Genomic DNA, 16683 nt, shown 5'->3' with positions numbered 1-16683 from the left:
AATTTATTTTTTGATGGATTTTTCATTGTAATTGGTTAAGTCAGCATATCCCAGAGCAATTCGAATGTTTCGGTAATTACTACTTTTTGTTTTGATACGGGCAAGTTTGCATTTTTTAAGTATTGGTTCAAACCAAAAAGATGGCTGCTGAGTAATGTAAAAATGTAATCGACGGGCAACCGTTTTACAATACCCGAATCGATCGCCAACTGGATTTCTCCACAGGTTTTTTGCATTTGTTCCTGTAAAATTTCCGATTGCAAAAGCGCGGCATAAGGCGAATTGTAAAATTGCTGCACATATTGAAATTCGTTTGGATGCGCCATTGCCCAATGTAAAGCATTCACAAATTGATTTTTGAACTGTGCTTTGTAATCATGATTTTTAGGCGATTGAGTTTCGACAAAAGCAGACATTTCCAGTTTAATCGACACATATAAGGATGTGATCAAATCGTCTTTTGTTGGATAATAATGAAATAAAGTTCCGTTTGCAACTCCTGCTTCTTTAGCGATTTTACTTGTTGGCGTACCATGAAACCCAAATTCTACAAATAATTTGAGTGCAGCGGCCAATATTTCTTTTTGTTTGTCCATGTTTAGATTGACTAATCAGTCGGTAAAAGTAATTTTAAATTTTGAATTTCACTTGGAGGTGAAAACATTTAACTTAAATTTTTGACTTCCAGTAACAGCCAATCGGCAAGTCGAAACATCAAACGTTAATTATTCATTATCAATTATCCATTATTCATTATCAATTGCTTACATTTGCACGCAATTTAACTACAACTACAAATTGCAATGATCGCACACAACTCCAAGATTATCGGCGAAGGACTAACATACGATGACGTCCTTTTGGTTCCCAATTATTCCAATGTGCTTCCGCGCGAAGTCAGTATCAAATCAAAATTCTCTAAAAATATTACGCTCAATGTTCCTGTGGTTTCTGCCGCAATGGACACCGTAACCGAAAGTGCCATGGCCATTGCAATGGCTCAGGAAGGCGGAATCGGCGTTCTGCATAAAAACATGACAATCGAGCAGCAGGCTGCAAAAGTGCGTAAAGTGAAACGTGCAGAATCCGGAATGATCATCGATCCGGTAACGTTGCCACTGATTTCTACGGTTGCCGATGCGAAAAATGCGATGAAAGAATTTGGCATTGGCGGAATTCCGATTGTCGATGAAAATCAGAAATTAAAAGGAATAGTTACAAATCGGGATTTGCGTTTCGAGAAAAATAATGAACGTCCGATTATCGAAATCATGACCAGCGAAAATTTGGTCACAGTTGCTGAAGGCACGTCTTTAGAAGAAGCTGAAGTCATTTTACAAGGCCATAAAATTGAAAAACTTCCGGTGGTAAATGCCGATTATAAACTCGTTGGATTGATCACGTTCCGCGACATTACAAAACTCACTCAAAAACCAATTGCTAACAAGGATTCATATGGAAGACTTCGTGTTGCAGCAGCGATCGGCGTAACCGGCGATGCCGTGCAAAGAGCCGAAGCGCTAGTCAATGCAGGTGTTGACGCGATCATTATCGATACTGCTCACGGGCATACGAAAGGTGTCGTCGATGTATTGAAAGAAGTGAAGAATAAATTCCCCGGAGTTGACATCATTGTTGGAAATATTGCTACTCCAGAAGCTGCATTATATTTGGTTGAAAATGGCGCCGACGGCGTAAAAGTCGGCATTGGCCCAGGTTCTATTTGTACGACAAGAGTCGTTGCCGGTGTTGGTTTCCCGCAATTTTCAGCGGTTCTTGAAGTCGCCGCGGCTTTAAAAGGCACTGGAATTCCGGTAATTGCCGATGGTGGAATCCGATATACGGGCGACATTCCGAAAGCTTTAGCAGCTGGAGCCGATTGTGTGATGCTCGGATCCTTATTGGCTGGAACCAAAGAATCGCCAGGAGAAACCATTATTTTCGAAGGCAGAAAATTCAAATCTTATCGCGGAATGGGTTCTGTCGAAGCCATGAAAGAAGGTTCGAAAGACCGTTATTTCCAGGATGTTGAAGACGATATTAAAAAACTTGTTCCCGAAGGAATTGTAGGCCGCGTTCCTTATAAAGGGGAACTCAACGAAAGCATGCAGCAGTTTGTTGGCGGATTGCGTGCCGGAATGGGTTATTGCGGTGCGAAAGACATTCCGACGCTTCAGGAAACCGGAAGGTTTGTCAGGATTACATCAAGCGGAATTACCGAAAGCCATCCGCATAATGTAACGATTACGAAAGAAGCACCGAATTATTCAAGATAATAGTCAAAAGTCTAATGACGAAAGTCGGACGACGCTGACTGCGTAAAACAAAAAGGCATAAGTTTTACCGCGATGGTTTTAAACTTATGCCTTTTGCCTTATGCTTTTTTACTAAAACTACTTTTTCTTCTTAGAAGCTGTTTTCTTTTTAGCATTTGCTTTTTTAGCTTTTTCTTTGGCCTTTTCCTTCTTTGCTTTGGACTTGGCTTTTTCTTTAGCTTTGGTTTTTTTTGCTTTTTCCTTAGCTTTTTCTTTTGCTTTTTGCTTTTTTGCTTTTTCTTTTTTCGCCTTATCTTTGGCTTTCTGGGCTGCTTTATCGTCTTTTTTCATTTTCTTTTTAGTTTTATCCGATTGGGATTTTCCAACAGGAATTTCCATTACAGATTCGTTGTTTTCTTCTACATTTTCGGTTTCCGTTGTTTCCGCTTCGGATGTATTTTCTGATGTCTCAGATGTTTCTTCGGCATCTGAATTTGGTGTTTCAGTAGGTTCAGTTGGTGTTTGTTCAACAATTTCTGGAGTATTTTGCTCCAGGTTTTCGGCAGTGTTTTCCTGATTTCTTACAGTTGTTCTTCTCATAAATTTTTTAAGTAAAGTGAAATGTAAGTTTAACAACAATGCATTGTAAACTTAACGTTAACAAAGGTAAGTCTTAAAACAATCCGCCAATGTTAAGTTTTTTCTGATATAAATTGAGTAAAATCAGGGTTGCACAAGTTTTGTAAGCAGTTTTTTATCTCCAACGATCCAAAGAATATCGTCTTTTTCAAGTATCATTTGAGAATCGGGATTCAGGATGCGGTCGCCTTTTCGCTCAATCCCAACAACAAGCCCGTTGGTTTTTTCGCGCAATTGCGATTGTCGGATGCTTTTTCCAATAAAATCCTCATTCTTCAATTCGAGCTGCTGCAACACGATTTCGTTCTCTTTTACATTTGGCGAAACATCGATTTCATGCTTGTTCAGATAATCTTTAAATTCATCAACCTGTTTATCGGTTCCGATGACACACACTTCATCGCCTGGAAACAAACGCTCATTGCGGCTGGGGATTTTAATCGTAATGTCGCCCCGTTTGATAAAGGCGATATTGACGCCAATTTCTTCACGCAACTGCAATTCCTGTAGCGTTTTACCCGCAATGTTTGATTCTTTTGCAATGTCAAACGTACTCAAATGGCCTTCCCAAGGCGTCAGGTCGCTGCGTCTTCTTTTGTTGTTGATGATCTCGCGTGCATTCAGGTTTTTCATGAAATGCGTTTCGATCCGATGGTATTGGGCATTGAGTTTTTTCGGAAAAATAATGTACAAAATGAGTGCGACAGCAAATGCGATAAATGCGACTTCACGCGAGAAAAAGTTGTCAAGCAAAAATCCGATGAAGACTAAAGTTAGTATAAACCGGAACAAAATCATCATAATGATCGGACCGCGGTATTTTCGTTCCGCCATTAAAATCAGTACTTCTTTTACAGCAACCCGGCGTAAAGCCAATGCCCATAAAAACGGTGAAAGCAGGATTAAGGTAACCAATGCTGCAATCGCATTTCCGAATTTAGAACCTTCAACCAACGGCAACAGAAATTTTGCAGAAAGGAACGTGACAGCAACAATGATAATAGAATGAATTATGATCTGCAGCAAATAAGCGCGAAGCACGATCTGCCAGGTACTGACCGATTTGATCGCCTGGGCATTGGCACTGTAACGCTCGATTCTTTTGACCCATTTTCGCGGTAATTTCTTTGATAAAAATTCAGAAACCGGAATCGATAATTTTACCATAAATGGTGTGGTGAATGTGGTAACGGCCGAAACGGCCACGACAATCGGATATAAAAAACTGCTGGTAACGTCGAGCGTCATTCCCAAAGTCGCGATGATAAACGAAAATTCCCCAATCTGCGACAGGCTCATTCCCGTTTGCACCGATTGTTTCAGCGGTTGGCCCGAAAGCAAGGCTCCGATCATCGAACTGACCGATTGCCCAAAGATCACGACTACGGTCAAAATAATAACCGGAATATAGTATTGCGCCAGCGTTCCCGGATTAATCAGCATGCCGACCGATACAAAAAACACGGCACCGAATAAGTCTTTTACAGGTTTTACCAAATGCTCGATATGTTCGGCCTGGGTGGTTTCAGCGATGATAGAACCCATGATGAATGCGCCAAGAGCAGGTGAAAAACCAACATTTGCGGCTAAAATCACCATCATCAGACACAGCGCGATCGAAACGATCAACAGCATTTCATCGGTCAGTAAGCTCTTAGCTCTTTTGAGTAATGTCGGAATGAAGAAAATTCCGCCGACAAACCAAATCGTAAGGAAAAATACCAGTTTTAAAACGGATTTTATAAGTTCACTTCCAGAAAATTGCGAACTCACGGCAATTGTTGAAAGCAAAACCATCATTAAAATCGCAACGATATCCTGAACGATAAGCGAACCAATGACGTTTCCGGCAAATTTCTGAGCCTTGACACCGAGTTCATCAAATGTTTTCAGAATGATCGTAGTGGAAGAAATTGATAAAATAACGCCAAGGAAAATGCAATCCATTTGTTTCCAGCCCATCAAATGACCGACGGTATAGCCAATGAAAAGCATTGCGACAATCTGAGTGACTGCTGTTATTGAAGCCGTTCCACCGACTTTTACAAGCTTTTTAAAACTGAATTCGAGGCCGAGGCTGAACAGTAAAAAGATCACGCCAATCTCTGCCCAGACTTCCACGCTTTTAATATCTGTTACCGAAGGAAAAAAATCGAAATGGTTTCCCGCCAAAAAACCTGCAATAAGATAACCCAAAACCAACGGCTGCTTGATTTTTTTAAAGATCAGTACAGCGACAGCCGCAGTCATCAGGATCAAACCCAGATCGCTGATCAGCGGATACAAATGTGTGGCGGTTTCGGCGGTTGCAGTAACGGTTTCGGCGAGCATAGGCTTTTATTTTTCTGAATTTTGTGTATTGTTGTAAGATATTCAAAAAAGTCGGTTTTTAAAAATGGAGCGACAAGTTTTTACATTTTTTTAATGTTTTCAGATAAAAAAAGACCGCTCAATTTGGCGGCCTTTTGTCATTTATTGAAATAGAATTTTTTAGATTCCCAGATAATTTGCAGGTGTAATTCGAAGCAGTTCTGCTTTAATTTCGTCGGAAACTTCTAATGTGTGGATGAAGTTGTGGATGGCATTTTTATCAATAGTTGTATTGGTTCTTGTCAAGCCTTTGAGCGCTTCATACGGATTTGGATAGGCTTCACGTCGCAAAATCGTTTGGATCGCTTCGGCAACAACCGCCCAGTTTTTTTCGAGGTCTTCAGCAAATTTGTCAGCGTTTAAAAGCAATTTATTCAAGCCTTTCAATGTTGCTTCAAATCCGATCAGGGTATGTCCGATTGGTACGCCGATATTCCTTAGAACCGTGCTATCAGTCAAATCGCGCTGCAATCTCGACAACGGCAATTTGGCTGATAAATGTTCGAAAACCGCATTCGCAATTCCGAGATTTCCTTCCGAATTTTCAAAATCGATCGGGTTCACTTTATGCGGCATCGCAGAAGATCCGATTTCCCCAGCTTTGATTTTCTGTTTGAAATATTCCATAGAAACATACGTCCAAATGTCCCTGTCCAAATCGATTACAATTGTGTTGATTCGTTTCAAAGCGTCGAAAAAAGCGGCAAAATGATCGTAATGTTCAATTTGTGTGGTCGGAAAAGAATGATGCAAACCAAGATTTCCTTCTACAAAATTATTTCCAAATTTACGCCAGTCAATTTGCGGATAAGCGACATGATGTGCATTGTAATTCCCGGTTGCCCCACCGAATTTCGCGGCAAACGGAATGTTGAAAAGCAGTCGCATCTGTTCTTCTAAACGCTCTACAAAAACACCGACTTCTTTGCCGAGTCGGGTAGGAGAAGCTGGTTGTCCGTGTGTGCGTGCGAGCATCGGAATGTCCTTCCATTCAATGCTTAAATCTTTTAATTTGGCAACGAGTTCGATCAGCAATTTTAAATAAACTTCTTGAAATGCTTCTTTAGTCGACAGCGGAATTGCAGTATTGTTAATGTCCTGCGATGTCAGTCCAAAATGGATAAACTCTTTATATTCGGCCAATTCCAAATTATCAAAAGCAGTTTTGATAAAATATTCGACCGCTTTTACATCGTGATTGGTCGTTTTTTCGATGTCTTTGATCGCTTGCGCGTCTTCAGCAGAAAAATTCCTGTAAATGTCGCGCAAACTTTCAAAAAGCTTGTGATCGATATTTGTAAGTTGCGGCAATGGCGTTTCGCAAAGTGCGATGAAATATTCAATTTCAACCAGCACGCGGTATTTGATCAGCGCTTCTTCAGAAAAATATTTGGAAAGGGAAATGGTCTTGCTGCGGTATCTGCCATCGATTGGAGAAACCGCATTGAGTTCAGTTAATTGGTGCATTTGTTGTGTGTTTATGCGATAAGCGCAAATATAACTTTTCGGTTTTGAAAATGAAAGGATTTGGCTGGTGAATTGTTAAAGTTTACAGATTTTCGAATTAGAAAATTATAAAATTTGGTTTAATTTTTTTTGTAAAATTTCCATTCCGACCGACGCCGGTTCGGCGATTATTTCGAGTCGTTTGCCAATGTTTGGAACCGCCGCAGGCTTCGGATCGATGTAAAAAACCGGCACATGATGATTCGTAAAATCCATCAAACCGGCCGCAGGATATACTTGCAATGATGTTCCGATGACGGCAAAAATATCGGCTTGCTGCGCCAATTGGATTGCTTCTTCCAAATTCGGGACTTCTTCGCCAAACCAAACAATATGTGGCCGCAATTGATTTCCGTTTTCATCCAAATCACCAATGTTCAGGTCTTCTGCCCAGTTTAAAATGCAATCTTGATTTTTGGTGCTGCGCACTTTTAACAATTCGCCGTGCAGATGCAAAACATTTGAACTTCCGGCTTTTTCGTGCAGGTTGTCTACATTTTGAGTAATAATATGAACGTCGAAATCATTTTCGAGTTCGGCTAAAATCTCATGTCCGCGATTGGGTTTGACTTCATGCAATTGGCGGCGGCGCTGGTTGTAGAAATCGAGTACCAATTCTTTGTTTTTGTTCCAGCCTTCGGGCGTAGCAACATCCATTACATTGTGGCCTTCCCAGAGTCCGTCGCTGTCGCGGAAGGTTTTGATGCCGCTTTCGGCGGAAATTCCGGCACCTGTCAATACGATAAGTTTCTTTTTCATAACAGTAAATTTTGAACGCGGATGATCCGGATGACGCGAATTTACGCAGATTTATAAATTTTATCTAAAAAATGATTCGTTTGGTTTTGTTATTTTTGCTGAAATATTTTTACGATGGCCGATCTCGATTACTTAAATTACCTCGAAGGATTTTTAACAGACAACCGCAAAATCCGTTTTGCCGATGTGCTTGCCAAGCGAACCAATCATTTTACGGTTGCGATTGAAGACATTTTCCAGCTGCACAACACCAGCGCTGTCATGCGAAGCTGTGAAGTTTTCGGGATTCAGGAACTTAATGTGATCGAGGAAAAATACGGAAAAAGCATCGATAAGGAAATTGCAATGGGCGCGCAAAAGTGGGTCGACGTCAACCGTTTTGAAAGTATTTCAGATTGTATTTCAAACCTTAAAAGCAAAGGCTATAAAATCATCGCGACCACGCCGCATGAAAATGATTGTTTATTGGATGATTTTGATATTTCGCAACCTTCTGCCTTATTTTTCGGAACGGAGAGAAACGGATTGTCACCAGAAGTTTTAGAGCAAGCCGATGGTTTTCTGAAAATCCCGATGGTTGGTTTTACCGAAAGCCTGAATATTTCAGTTTCGGCAGCAATCATCATTCAGAATTTAATGGGCCGGTTGCACAAATCCGATCTTCATTGGCAATTATCCGAAGAACAAATTTTAGAAAAAAGAATCGAGTGGGCAAAAAATTCGATTAAAGACATTAAGCGGATTGAAGCGAGATATTTCGAGTCGATCAATTAAAACTACTTTTTCTTCAAAATCTTATATTCCTCATAACAGCCGCTGATCGCGTCCATGATCTGAAGGTCATTTGCAGTCTGTATAAATGAATCGGAGTAGTTGCAACGCTGTAAAATCTCTGCAATCTCATTTTTATTGATGCCTAAAAGTACGGCAATCGTTTCGCGGTCGTATTTGGATTCAAGCAAATTTCGCACGGTTTCATCTTTCTTCATTTCCTTCAGCCTTTTGAGTTCTTTAGGCTTCTTTCCGAAGAAATTATAGAGCATGTCGGCAGGATTGAAGATCGATCCTAAAACGCGCCCGAATGCATTTGGCGAATATTCACCTGCTTCATAACCTTCGGTCAGGCCGGAAATGCTGTAACGGAAATTCTCGCGTGTCGGAATCAGTTTAGAGTCGATTTCGAGATATCCGGTAAGATTGTAGGGCATAATGTTGACTTCCTCTAGCGCGATCGCTTTTTCGGTCAGCTGGATTTTGGTCGTTTTATTTTTGATCCAGTCATTGGTTACACGCACTTTGATCGATTGGAATCCGATAAGGGAAAAATGCAGTGTATCATTCACCGAAACCTCAATTTCAAAAAAACCTTTCGCATCGGAAATCGTTCCGCGTACTTTATTCAGGTTGATGACATTCACATTTGAGATTGCCGCAAGTCCGTTGTCGTTGACAATGACTCCCGAAACCTTTTGCGAGGTAACGTCCTGCGCCATTAAAGTTGTGGTAAGGAACAAAAAAAAGAAGACTACAAAATATCTCATGGGGTGTTTTAAAGGTCTAAAAGTAATAAAACACGTTAAGATATTTTGCAGTCTCCAGTAAATTATAAGAAAATTAACTAAAAGACTTTCGTTTAGCTCTTTCTTGGGCGTTTTGGTTTAGAATCGCCGAAACTTTCTGAACGTCTTGGTGCTCTTTCAGCGAAACCTTCCGTTCTAGGAGCGTCTGCTCTTCTTGCCGGACGATCGGATGAAAATCCGCCTTCACGACGTGGAGAACCAGTTCTTGGCGCAAATCCACCTTCTCTGGGAGCTGATGAACGGTCGCTTCTGAATCCGCCTTCTTTTCTCGGGGCAAAATTTCCTTCTCTTCTTGGAGCCGAACTTCTTCCGCCACCAAAGCTTCCGCCTGAACTTCTTCCATTGTGGTCGCGTCTTCCGCCACCGTCATTTTTAGAAATTTCGACGTTGATTCTTCTGCCTTCGAGTTGGATGTTGTTTAGAACGTCCATTACTTTATCGGTATGTTCAGGATCGGTGTTGAAGAAAGAGAAACCTTCTTTCACATCGACTTTATAAACATCATCGCGGCCTAAATCAAGCGTTTCTTTTAAGAAATCTTTCAAAGACATCCAGTCGAAATTGTCACGTGAACCGATGTTGACGAAGTAACGCACGGCGCTTCCGTTGCTTTCTCGTGGCTCACGATCTGAAGATTCGCGGCGGTCTGAACCGGCTGATTGCGAAGACAAATCACGTGTCTTTTTGTAATAATTGATGAAACGGTTGAATTCTACAGAAACCATTTTCTTGATCAGTTCTTCTTTTGAAAGGTCTTCGAGAACGCTGGTTATCGCCGGAAGATACGTATCGATCTCGTGATCGACTTCAGTATCTTTAATTTTATTGGCCAGGTGCAACAACTGGATTTCGCAGATTTCGATTCCGCTTGGGATTGTTTTTTCTTCGAATTTCTGTTTGATGATTCTTTCGATTGCAGAAATTTTCCTGATCTCACTTTTCGTTACGATTACGATCGAAGTTCCCAATTTTCCTGCACGTCCGGTTCTTCCTGAACGGTGGTTGTAGGTTTCGATTTCGTCTGGCAACTGGTAGTTTACAACGTGTGTAATGTTGTCTACGTCGATTCCACGTGCGGCAACATCGGTGGCAACCAACATCTGGATTTGTCTTCCACGGAATGATTTCATTACTGAATCACGCTGTGCCTGCGACAAATCGCCGTGCAACGCTGCTGCGCTATATCCGTCTTCGATGAGTTTTTCAGCCACTTGTTGCGTGTCTCTTTTCGTACGACAAAACACTACAGAGAAAATGTCCGGATTCGCATCTGCCAATCTTTTCAAAGCTTCGTAACGGTCGCGTGCGTTCACGAGGTAAAATTCGTGAGAAACGGTTGCTGAACCTGAATTTTTAGCACCAACAGTAATTTCCAATGGATCGTGCATGAATTGTTTTGCAATTCGCGCCACTTCCTGCGGCATCGTAGCCGAGAACAACCAAGTGCTTTTTTCGTCCGGAGATGTAGAAAGGATGTTTACAATGTCTTCGTAAAAACCCATGTTCAGCATTTCGTCTGCCTCATCAAGGATGCAATAGTTGATCTGTGAAATGTTCACCAAACCTCTATTGATCATATCCTGCATTCTTCCCGGAGTCGCCACAATGATCTGTGCGCCTCTTTTGATGTCGCGCGCCTGATCGGTAATGCTGGCGCCGCCGTAAACCGCAACTACATTAATACCTTTTTCGTATTTAGAGTAGTTTTTGATTTCATTCGTAATCTGCAAACAAAGTTCGCGTGTAGGTGATAAAATTAACGCCTGAGTATTTCTGTTGTTGGCGTCAATCTTCTGGATTAGCGGAAAACCAAACGCTGCTGTTTTCCCTGTCCCCGTCTGGGCGAGCGCAACCATGTCTGTGTCTTTTTCCAATAATAGGGGAATCGCTTTCTCCTGTACTTCGGTCGGATTCTCAAATCCTAGATCTAAAATCGCCCTCAGTAGCGACTCACTCAATCCTAATTGTTCAAATTTATTCATATATGTATTTAAAATAGGGCGCAAAGGTACACCTTATATCTTGTAAATACTAATGCGTTTTGGAGATTTAATTTTTTAATTAGAATTGATAATCAGAAAGTTATGGAATTGTAATGGATAGTGAATAATTGACAATTGATAATTGGGCAGCTGATCGATGATTTTGGCTGATGGAAAAAATTATTTTTCACTATCGTTCAGGAAGTCAATCAGTTGTTTGACGGCAATGCCGCGGTGGCTGATTTTTGCTTTTTCTTCAAGTGAAAATTCGGCGAAAGTTTTTTGATACCCGTCGGGGCGGAAAATTGGATCGTATCCAAATCCTTGATTTCCGGTTTTTTCCGACGTAATGTTTCCGTTGATGATTCCGGTGAAAAGCTGTTGATTTCCGTTTAAATTTAGGGCGATCACCGTTTTGAAATTCGCACTCCTGTCGGTTTTACCCGAAAGTTCGGATAGCAATTTAGTCATATTATCATCGGAATTTCGCTGCGGGCCTGCATAACGCGCCGAATAAACTCCGGGTTCGCCATTTAGCGCATTGACTTCCAATCCCGAATCATCTGCAAAGCAATCATAGCCATAATTCTCAGTCACATAATTTGCCTTTAAGATGGCATTTCCTTCAATCGTATCTGCTTTTTCGGCTATATCTTCAAAACACCCGATCTCTTCCAGGCTTAAAATTTGGATTTTCGGTGGCAGCATCGACTGGATTTCTGTGATTTTGTTCTTGTTGTTGGATGCAAATACGAGCTTCATATAGTTTTTTAGCGTTATAATTCTTACAAAAGAAAATTTAAATGAAAATCTGTAAAAAAATCATTCTCAGTTCTTTAAGTTTTTACCTACAATAACCATTCATTTTTGTAGTATTATCAGTATTAAATATGTATTTCATCGATTTTATCAGTGTTTCATCGTCAAATTAACAGTTGTTGATACTTTCAAAAAAAATAATTGAGTTTAATTTGCCGAAACAAAAAAACCTGATAATCAATCTTTTACATTTCGTCTGAAATTTCCCAAAATTCAGTCGGTTTGGCAAAGGTACACATTTTTTAACGCTATAAAATCCATACTATTTCTCAAGAACTGTAATAGTTACAGCAATCTTTATATTTCCTAAACCCCAAATTTATGATGGCAATTTTACCTTTCTTAAGGCATGCAAAACGACTGCTTTTGCACCTCTTACTATTTGCTTTTTTCTTACCGATTGGACTGTATGCACAAGCGCCAACAGTGGCTTCTTTTTCGCCTGCATCCATGACAATGCGAACGCCGGTCATAATTACCGGAACCAATTTTACAAATGCAACTGCCGTAACTTTCGGCGGGACAAATGCAGCAGGCTTCACAGTCAACTCCAGCACGCAGATTACCGCTATTGTTGGTATGGGCGCATCCGGAGCAGTTAAAGTAACCAATGCTTCTGGTACAGGAACTGGCGGAAATGCAACCTACATTACGTCTGCCGCAACTCCGGCGACAGCTGCCGTGAGCCGCCTCATTTCCGATTTCAATGGTTTCTGGTCATCTACAGCAACATCGGCAATAGCTTCTGAGCAACCCGATACGCACCACAACATGCTTGCGTTTTCAAATGGTGGCGTGGTTTATACCACTGGTGTTAACGACCTTGCAATTACGCTTGCAAATCTATTACAGCCAACCAATTTCGGAGATTATAGGGCGCTGCCGATCAACGCCATTACTGGAAATACCGTAGGCAATGCAAATTACCTGGCTTTGGGAACTAAAATCGACGGTGATGCAAATGCTTCAAATTATCTTTCGCCAGTGGTTTCGACTTTAAAAGTAAGGGATGTGCTAACGGACGGAACCAAAGGACTCGACCTTGGAACAGGCGTGACCAACATCAGCAGCAGCATGATCCTTGATTTTGCCGTCAGCAATATCGTGACCGCTGCCATTTCAGATGCAAAACCCGATATTTTAGTGACACAAATCGCTTCTCCAACAACCGTTGTCGATATTTATGCGTTTACCGATGCAAGCGGAAATATCGTCGGAAATCCGGTTCAGGCCAATTTAAGTGCGATCGACGCCATCGGGACTTCAAAACTGGATCTTTTTACATTGCCAACAAATGCCGCTTACGCAGATGCAATGCCTATTGGCAACGGAACGCCGGGAACGCGTGACATCAGGATGATTGCTTTTAAGCTTTCGGATTTTGGGATTACTGCAGCAAATGCCGCTTCGGTAACCAAATTCAAACTGATGCCCGGCGGTGACAGCGATCCGGCATTTATCGCTTACAATGCATCGGCATTTTTAATTCCGAGCCCGGTAATCACCTCACATCCTGCTTCTCTAACGGTTTGTCCCGGACAATTTTTAGATAATGCGACTTTCTCGGTTACAGCGACAGGTTCAGGGCTGACTTACCAATGGAAGAAAAATGGCGTGAATATTCCCGGTGCAACATCATCAACTTATTATATTCCTGTTGTCACTGCAGTAAATTTTGGAATTTATACTGTTGTAGTTACGAATACTGCCGGATCTGTAACCAGTGATCCAGCTTACTTAAATACTGCGATTATCTTGCAACCTCAGCCTTTAGCGGCATGTATCAATACAACGGCCGTGATTGGAACTTCTTCCGGAGGCTTGAATGTAGCGTACCAATGGTATTCCAATACCGTAAATAACAATACAACCGGAACGCTGATCTCAGGCGCGACAAACGCCTATTATTCGCCTCCAACAAATATAGCGGGCGTGAAATATTATTATGCGGTTACAAAAGCCAACAATTTAACGTGCGCTGCAATCACGACCAATGCCGTTGCCGTAACGGTAAATCCATTATCGGTTGGAGGAACCGCTTCAGTTGCAAAAACGATTTGTTCTGGAACATCAACCGGATTGACACTTTCTGGGCAAACAGGAACGGTCCAGTGGCAGCAATCTGTTGATGGAACTTCAAATTGGGTAAATGTCATTGGCGGAAGCGGCGCTGCAACAGCTTCATATACAACGGCAAATTTGACAACGAACACGTATTTCCGTACAGCAGTGACAAGCGGCGAATGTTCATCTGTTAATTCAAACAGCATCCTCATTGCGGTGACGCCGCTTTCGAATGCAGGAACAATTTCAGCCAACCAAACCATCTGTTACAATACGACTGCGATGGTTGCTGTTAGCGGAACTGTCGGAACGATCCAATGGCAGGAATCTCCAAACGGAACGACTGGCTGGACCAATGTTTCATCAGGAAGTGGAGCAACAACGGCTTCTTACACCACCGCCGCTTTAACCACGGCAAAATATTTCCGTGCAGCGGCAACCAATGGCATTTGTTCTGCGGTTTATTCTGATGCGGTGATGATAGGCATCAGTTTGTTGCCGAATGCCGGAACGATTTCGGCAAACCAAAATGTTTGCTACAACAGCAATTCAACGGTATCTGTAAGCGGAACTGTCGGAACCATCCAATGGCAGCAATCACCAAACGGAACTTCCGGCTGGGTAAACGTTGCCGGTGGAAGCGGCGCAACCACAAATACATACAACACTCCAGCATTGGCTGCCACAACATATTACCGTGCAGTGGCCACCAGCGGAAGCTGTACTGTAGCTACATCGGCAACAGCGACAATAACTGTGAGCAACAGCAACAACTGGACTGGCTCTTTGAGCACCGATTGGAATACAACAGGGAACTGGAGCTGCAACCAAATCCCGAATGCCGTGATTGATGCGAATATTCCGGTGACAGGATCAGGACGTTACCCGGTTTTGGCATCGGGAACAGGAATTTGCAGGAATATCAATATTGCTTCAGGTGCAAATATTTTGATTACCAATTTCGGAGTAATCGAAATCGCAGGAACAATCAGCAGTTCGGGTACATTTACCACCGTTGACGGAACAGTGCATTTCATCGGCGCAAGCCAACAGCAAATACCGGCAAATGTTTTTGCATTCAATACTATTAAGAATCTTACCATTAATAATGCTTCGGGCGTAATCATGCTCGGTGAAAACAACCTGACCGGAATCCTTGATGTAAAAACAGGGAATTTTACAACAGGAAATTTACTGACACTCAAAAGCAATGCAACGACGACTGCGATGATCGCCCCGGTTACAGGTTCGGTTAGCGGAACAATGACTGTGGAACGATACATTCCGTCACGCCGCGCTTTCCGTTTTCTTTCATCTCCTACAGATGGCGGAACGATCCACAGCAACTGGCAGGAAAACGGCCCGGCAATCGATCCGGTCGGAATTGGAACAGATATTACAGGTGTTGGTGGTGCTGGAAACGGCTTCGATATTTCGGGAAGCAACAATCCGTCATTATATACTTATCTGAATAATAATACCGCAGGCGGAAGCGCTTGGGTAGCAGCAACGAGTACAAATTTAAATATGACTGCCGGCGTGGCTTACCGAATGCTCGTAAGAGGTGACAGAACGGTAAACCAAACTGTAAACAGTGCGCCTTCAACCATTACAACCTTACGTACGACAGGAACAATCCGTACGGGAAATGTTGCTGTAACTGATTTAAATCCGGTTGCAGGAGGTTTCAGTCTTATCGGAAATCCGTACCAGGCACCGGTAGATATGGGCTTGTTGCTGAATGACAGTTCGCTTCTGGAACGCAATTTCTACTATATGTGGGATGCAACGAGCAACACGCGCGGCGCATACGTTACGGTAAATCTGGGAAACAATACCAACAATGTTTTAGGTTCTTCTGCCGATAGGTATTTGCAGCCGGGACAGGCATGTTTCATTAAAACGGCAACTGCGGGAATGCCATCGCTGACATTTAAGGAAAATTACAAACACTTATCAACTGCAACGACCACGGTTTACAAACAATCTGCTTTAGTTGAAGGGGAAATGCGCATTACTTTATATGAAAGCAGCGCACTTGCAGCAAATGCTGCCGCTGCCGATGGACTTATGATTCGTTTTGGCGACAATTACAGCAATGATATCGATACTTTCGATGCACCGAAACCAGTAAACCAGGATGAAAATATGGGCCGTATGGCAAACAGCAAAATCTACAGCTACGAAAGCAGGTTCTGGCCGACGGCTGCAGATGTATTGCCGATTTCGATCACGCAGTATAGAAATACGAATTATACATTCAAAATTGCTGTAAGCGGAATCAACAACGCCGTTCCTTACTTAAAAGACAATTATACAGGAACGACGACCGAGTTGACAAACGGACAGGAAAAAACGGTTGTATTCACAATAAATTCCACCATTCCGGCAAGCAGCATCGAAAACCGTTTTGACATTATTTTTGCAGCAACGGCACTTGCAATGTCGGAAAATGAATTTTCAAAAGACATCCGCATTTATCCGAATCCGGTTACCGAAAACAAATTTGAGATTGCGCTTCCACAAAATGCTTCAGATGTCACTGTTCAAATTACAAACATGCTGGGGCAGGAGGTTTATCATGAAAAACAAATTGCAGTCAGCAACAAAATTACGGTCGCACCAAAAACACTTTTAAAAAGCGGCGTGTACATCGTAACGATTAAAGACGGAAAACAATCTGCAACTAAAAAAATCACAGTAAAGTAA

Annotated in this window: 11 protein-coding genes; 3 read left to right on the top strand and 8 right to left on the bottom strand. The window is 42.0% G+C overall.

Going from position 1 to position 16683, the window contains the following annotated elements:
* Positions 1 to 35: 35 nt before the first annotated feature.
* The gene (locus BLS32_RS11400; protein ID WP_091395694.1) at positions 36 to 596 is read right to left on the bottom strand and encodes a TetR/AcrR family transcriptional regulator; all 561 of its coding nucleotides are present in this window, start codon (positions 594 to 596) and stop codon (positions 36 to 38) included.
* 207 nt (positions 597 to 803) lie between these two features.
* Between BLS32_RS11400 and guaB the strand changes: the two genes are divergently transcribed.
* A complete protein-coding gene (gene guaB, locus BLS32_RS11395; protein ID WP_091395692.1) occupies positions 804 to 2276 on the top strand; it encodes an IMP dehydrogenase in 1473 nt (490 codons plus the stop codon).
* Positions 2277 to 2393: 117 nt separating this feature from the next.
* On the opposite strand, the gene BLS32_RS11390 is transcribed toward guaB, so the two are convergent.
* The 4 genes from BLS32_RS11390 to BLS32_RS11375 all read right to left on the bottom strand — a co-directional run bounded on the left by BLS32_RS11390 (position 2394) and on the right by BLS32_RS11375 (position 7529).
* Positions 2394 to 2855, bottom strand: coding sequence for a hypothetical protein (locus tag BLS32_RS11390; RefSeq protein ID WP_091395689.1), 462 nt, complete (start codon positions 2853 to 2855; stop codon positions 2394 to 2396).
* Between the two features lie 123 nt (positions 2856 to 2978).
* The gene (locus BLS32_RS11385; protein WP_091395686.1) at positions 2979 to 5225 is read right to left on the bottom strand and encodes a cation:proton antiporter domain-containing protein; all 2247 of its coding nucleotides are present in this window, start codon (positions 5223 to 5225) and stop codon (positions 2979 to 2981) included.
* A gap of 159 nt (positions 5226 to 5384) precedes the next feature.
* On the bottom strand, positions 5385 to 6731 hold the full coding sequence (gene purB / locus BLS32_RS11380) for an adenylosuccinate lyase (protein WP_091395684.1): 1347 nt from the start codon (positions 6729 to 6731) through the stop codon (positions 5385 to 5387).
* 105 nt (positions 6732 to 6836) lie between these two features.
* Entirely contained in the window at positions 6837 to 7529 is a 693-nt protein-coding gene (locus tag BLS32_RS11375; protein ID WP_091395681.1) for an SIR2 family NAD-dependent protein deacylase, read from the bottom strand.
* A 114-nt stretch (positions 7530 to 7643) separates the two neighbouring features.
* On the opposite strand from BLS32_RS11375, the gene BLS32_RS11370 reads away from it, so the two are divergent.
* A complete protein-coding gene (locus BLS32_RS11370; protein ID WP_091395678.1) occupies positions 7644 to 8303 on the top strand; it encodes a TrmH family RNA methyltransferase in 660 nt (219 codons plus the stop codon).
* Between the two features lie 2 nt (positions 8304 to 8305).
* On the opposite strand, the gene BLS32_RS11365 is transcribed toward BLS32_RS11370, so the two are convergent.
* From BLS32_RS11365 to BLS32_RS11355, 3 genes are all read right to left on the bottom strand, one after another.
* Entirely contained in the window at positions 8306 to 9070 is a 765-nt protein-coding gene (locus BLS32_RS11365) for a carboxypeptidase-like regulatory domain-containing protein (protein WP_091395675.1), read from the bottom strand.
* A gap of 92 nt (positions 9071 to 9162) precedes the next feature.
* Positions 9163 to 11091: a DEAD/DEAH box helicase gene (locus tag BLS32_RS11360; protein WP_091395672.1), complete on the bottom strand. Its 1929-nt coding sequence runs from the start codon at positions 11089 to 11091 to the stop codon at positions 9163 to 9165.
* A gap of 180 nt (positions 11092 to 11271) precedes the next feature.
* Entirely contained in the window at positions 11272 to 11853 is a 582-nt protein-coding gene (locus tag BLS32_RS11355) for a non-canonical purine NTP diphosphatase (RefSeq protein WP_091395669.1), read from the bottom strand.
* Between the two features lie 378 nt (positions 11854 to 12231).
* Here BLS32_RS11355 and BLS32_RS11350 point away from each other — a divergent pair, with 378 nt between their 5' ends.
* A complete protein-coding gene (locus tag BLS32_RS11350; protein ID WP_091395668.1) occupies positions 12232 to 16683 on the top strand; it encodes a T9SS type A sorting domain-containing protein in 4452 nt (1483 codons plus the stop codon).

Origin of the sequence: Flavobacterium noncentrifugens (assembly GCF_900100375.1) — a bacterium.
Classification (GTDB): Bacteria; Bacteroidota; Bacteroidia; order Flavobacteriales; family Flavobacteriaceae; genus Flavobacterium; species Flavobacterium noncentrifugens.
Note: the sequence above shows the minus strand (reverse complement) of the source record. Positions and strands in the feature narration are given on the sequence as shown.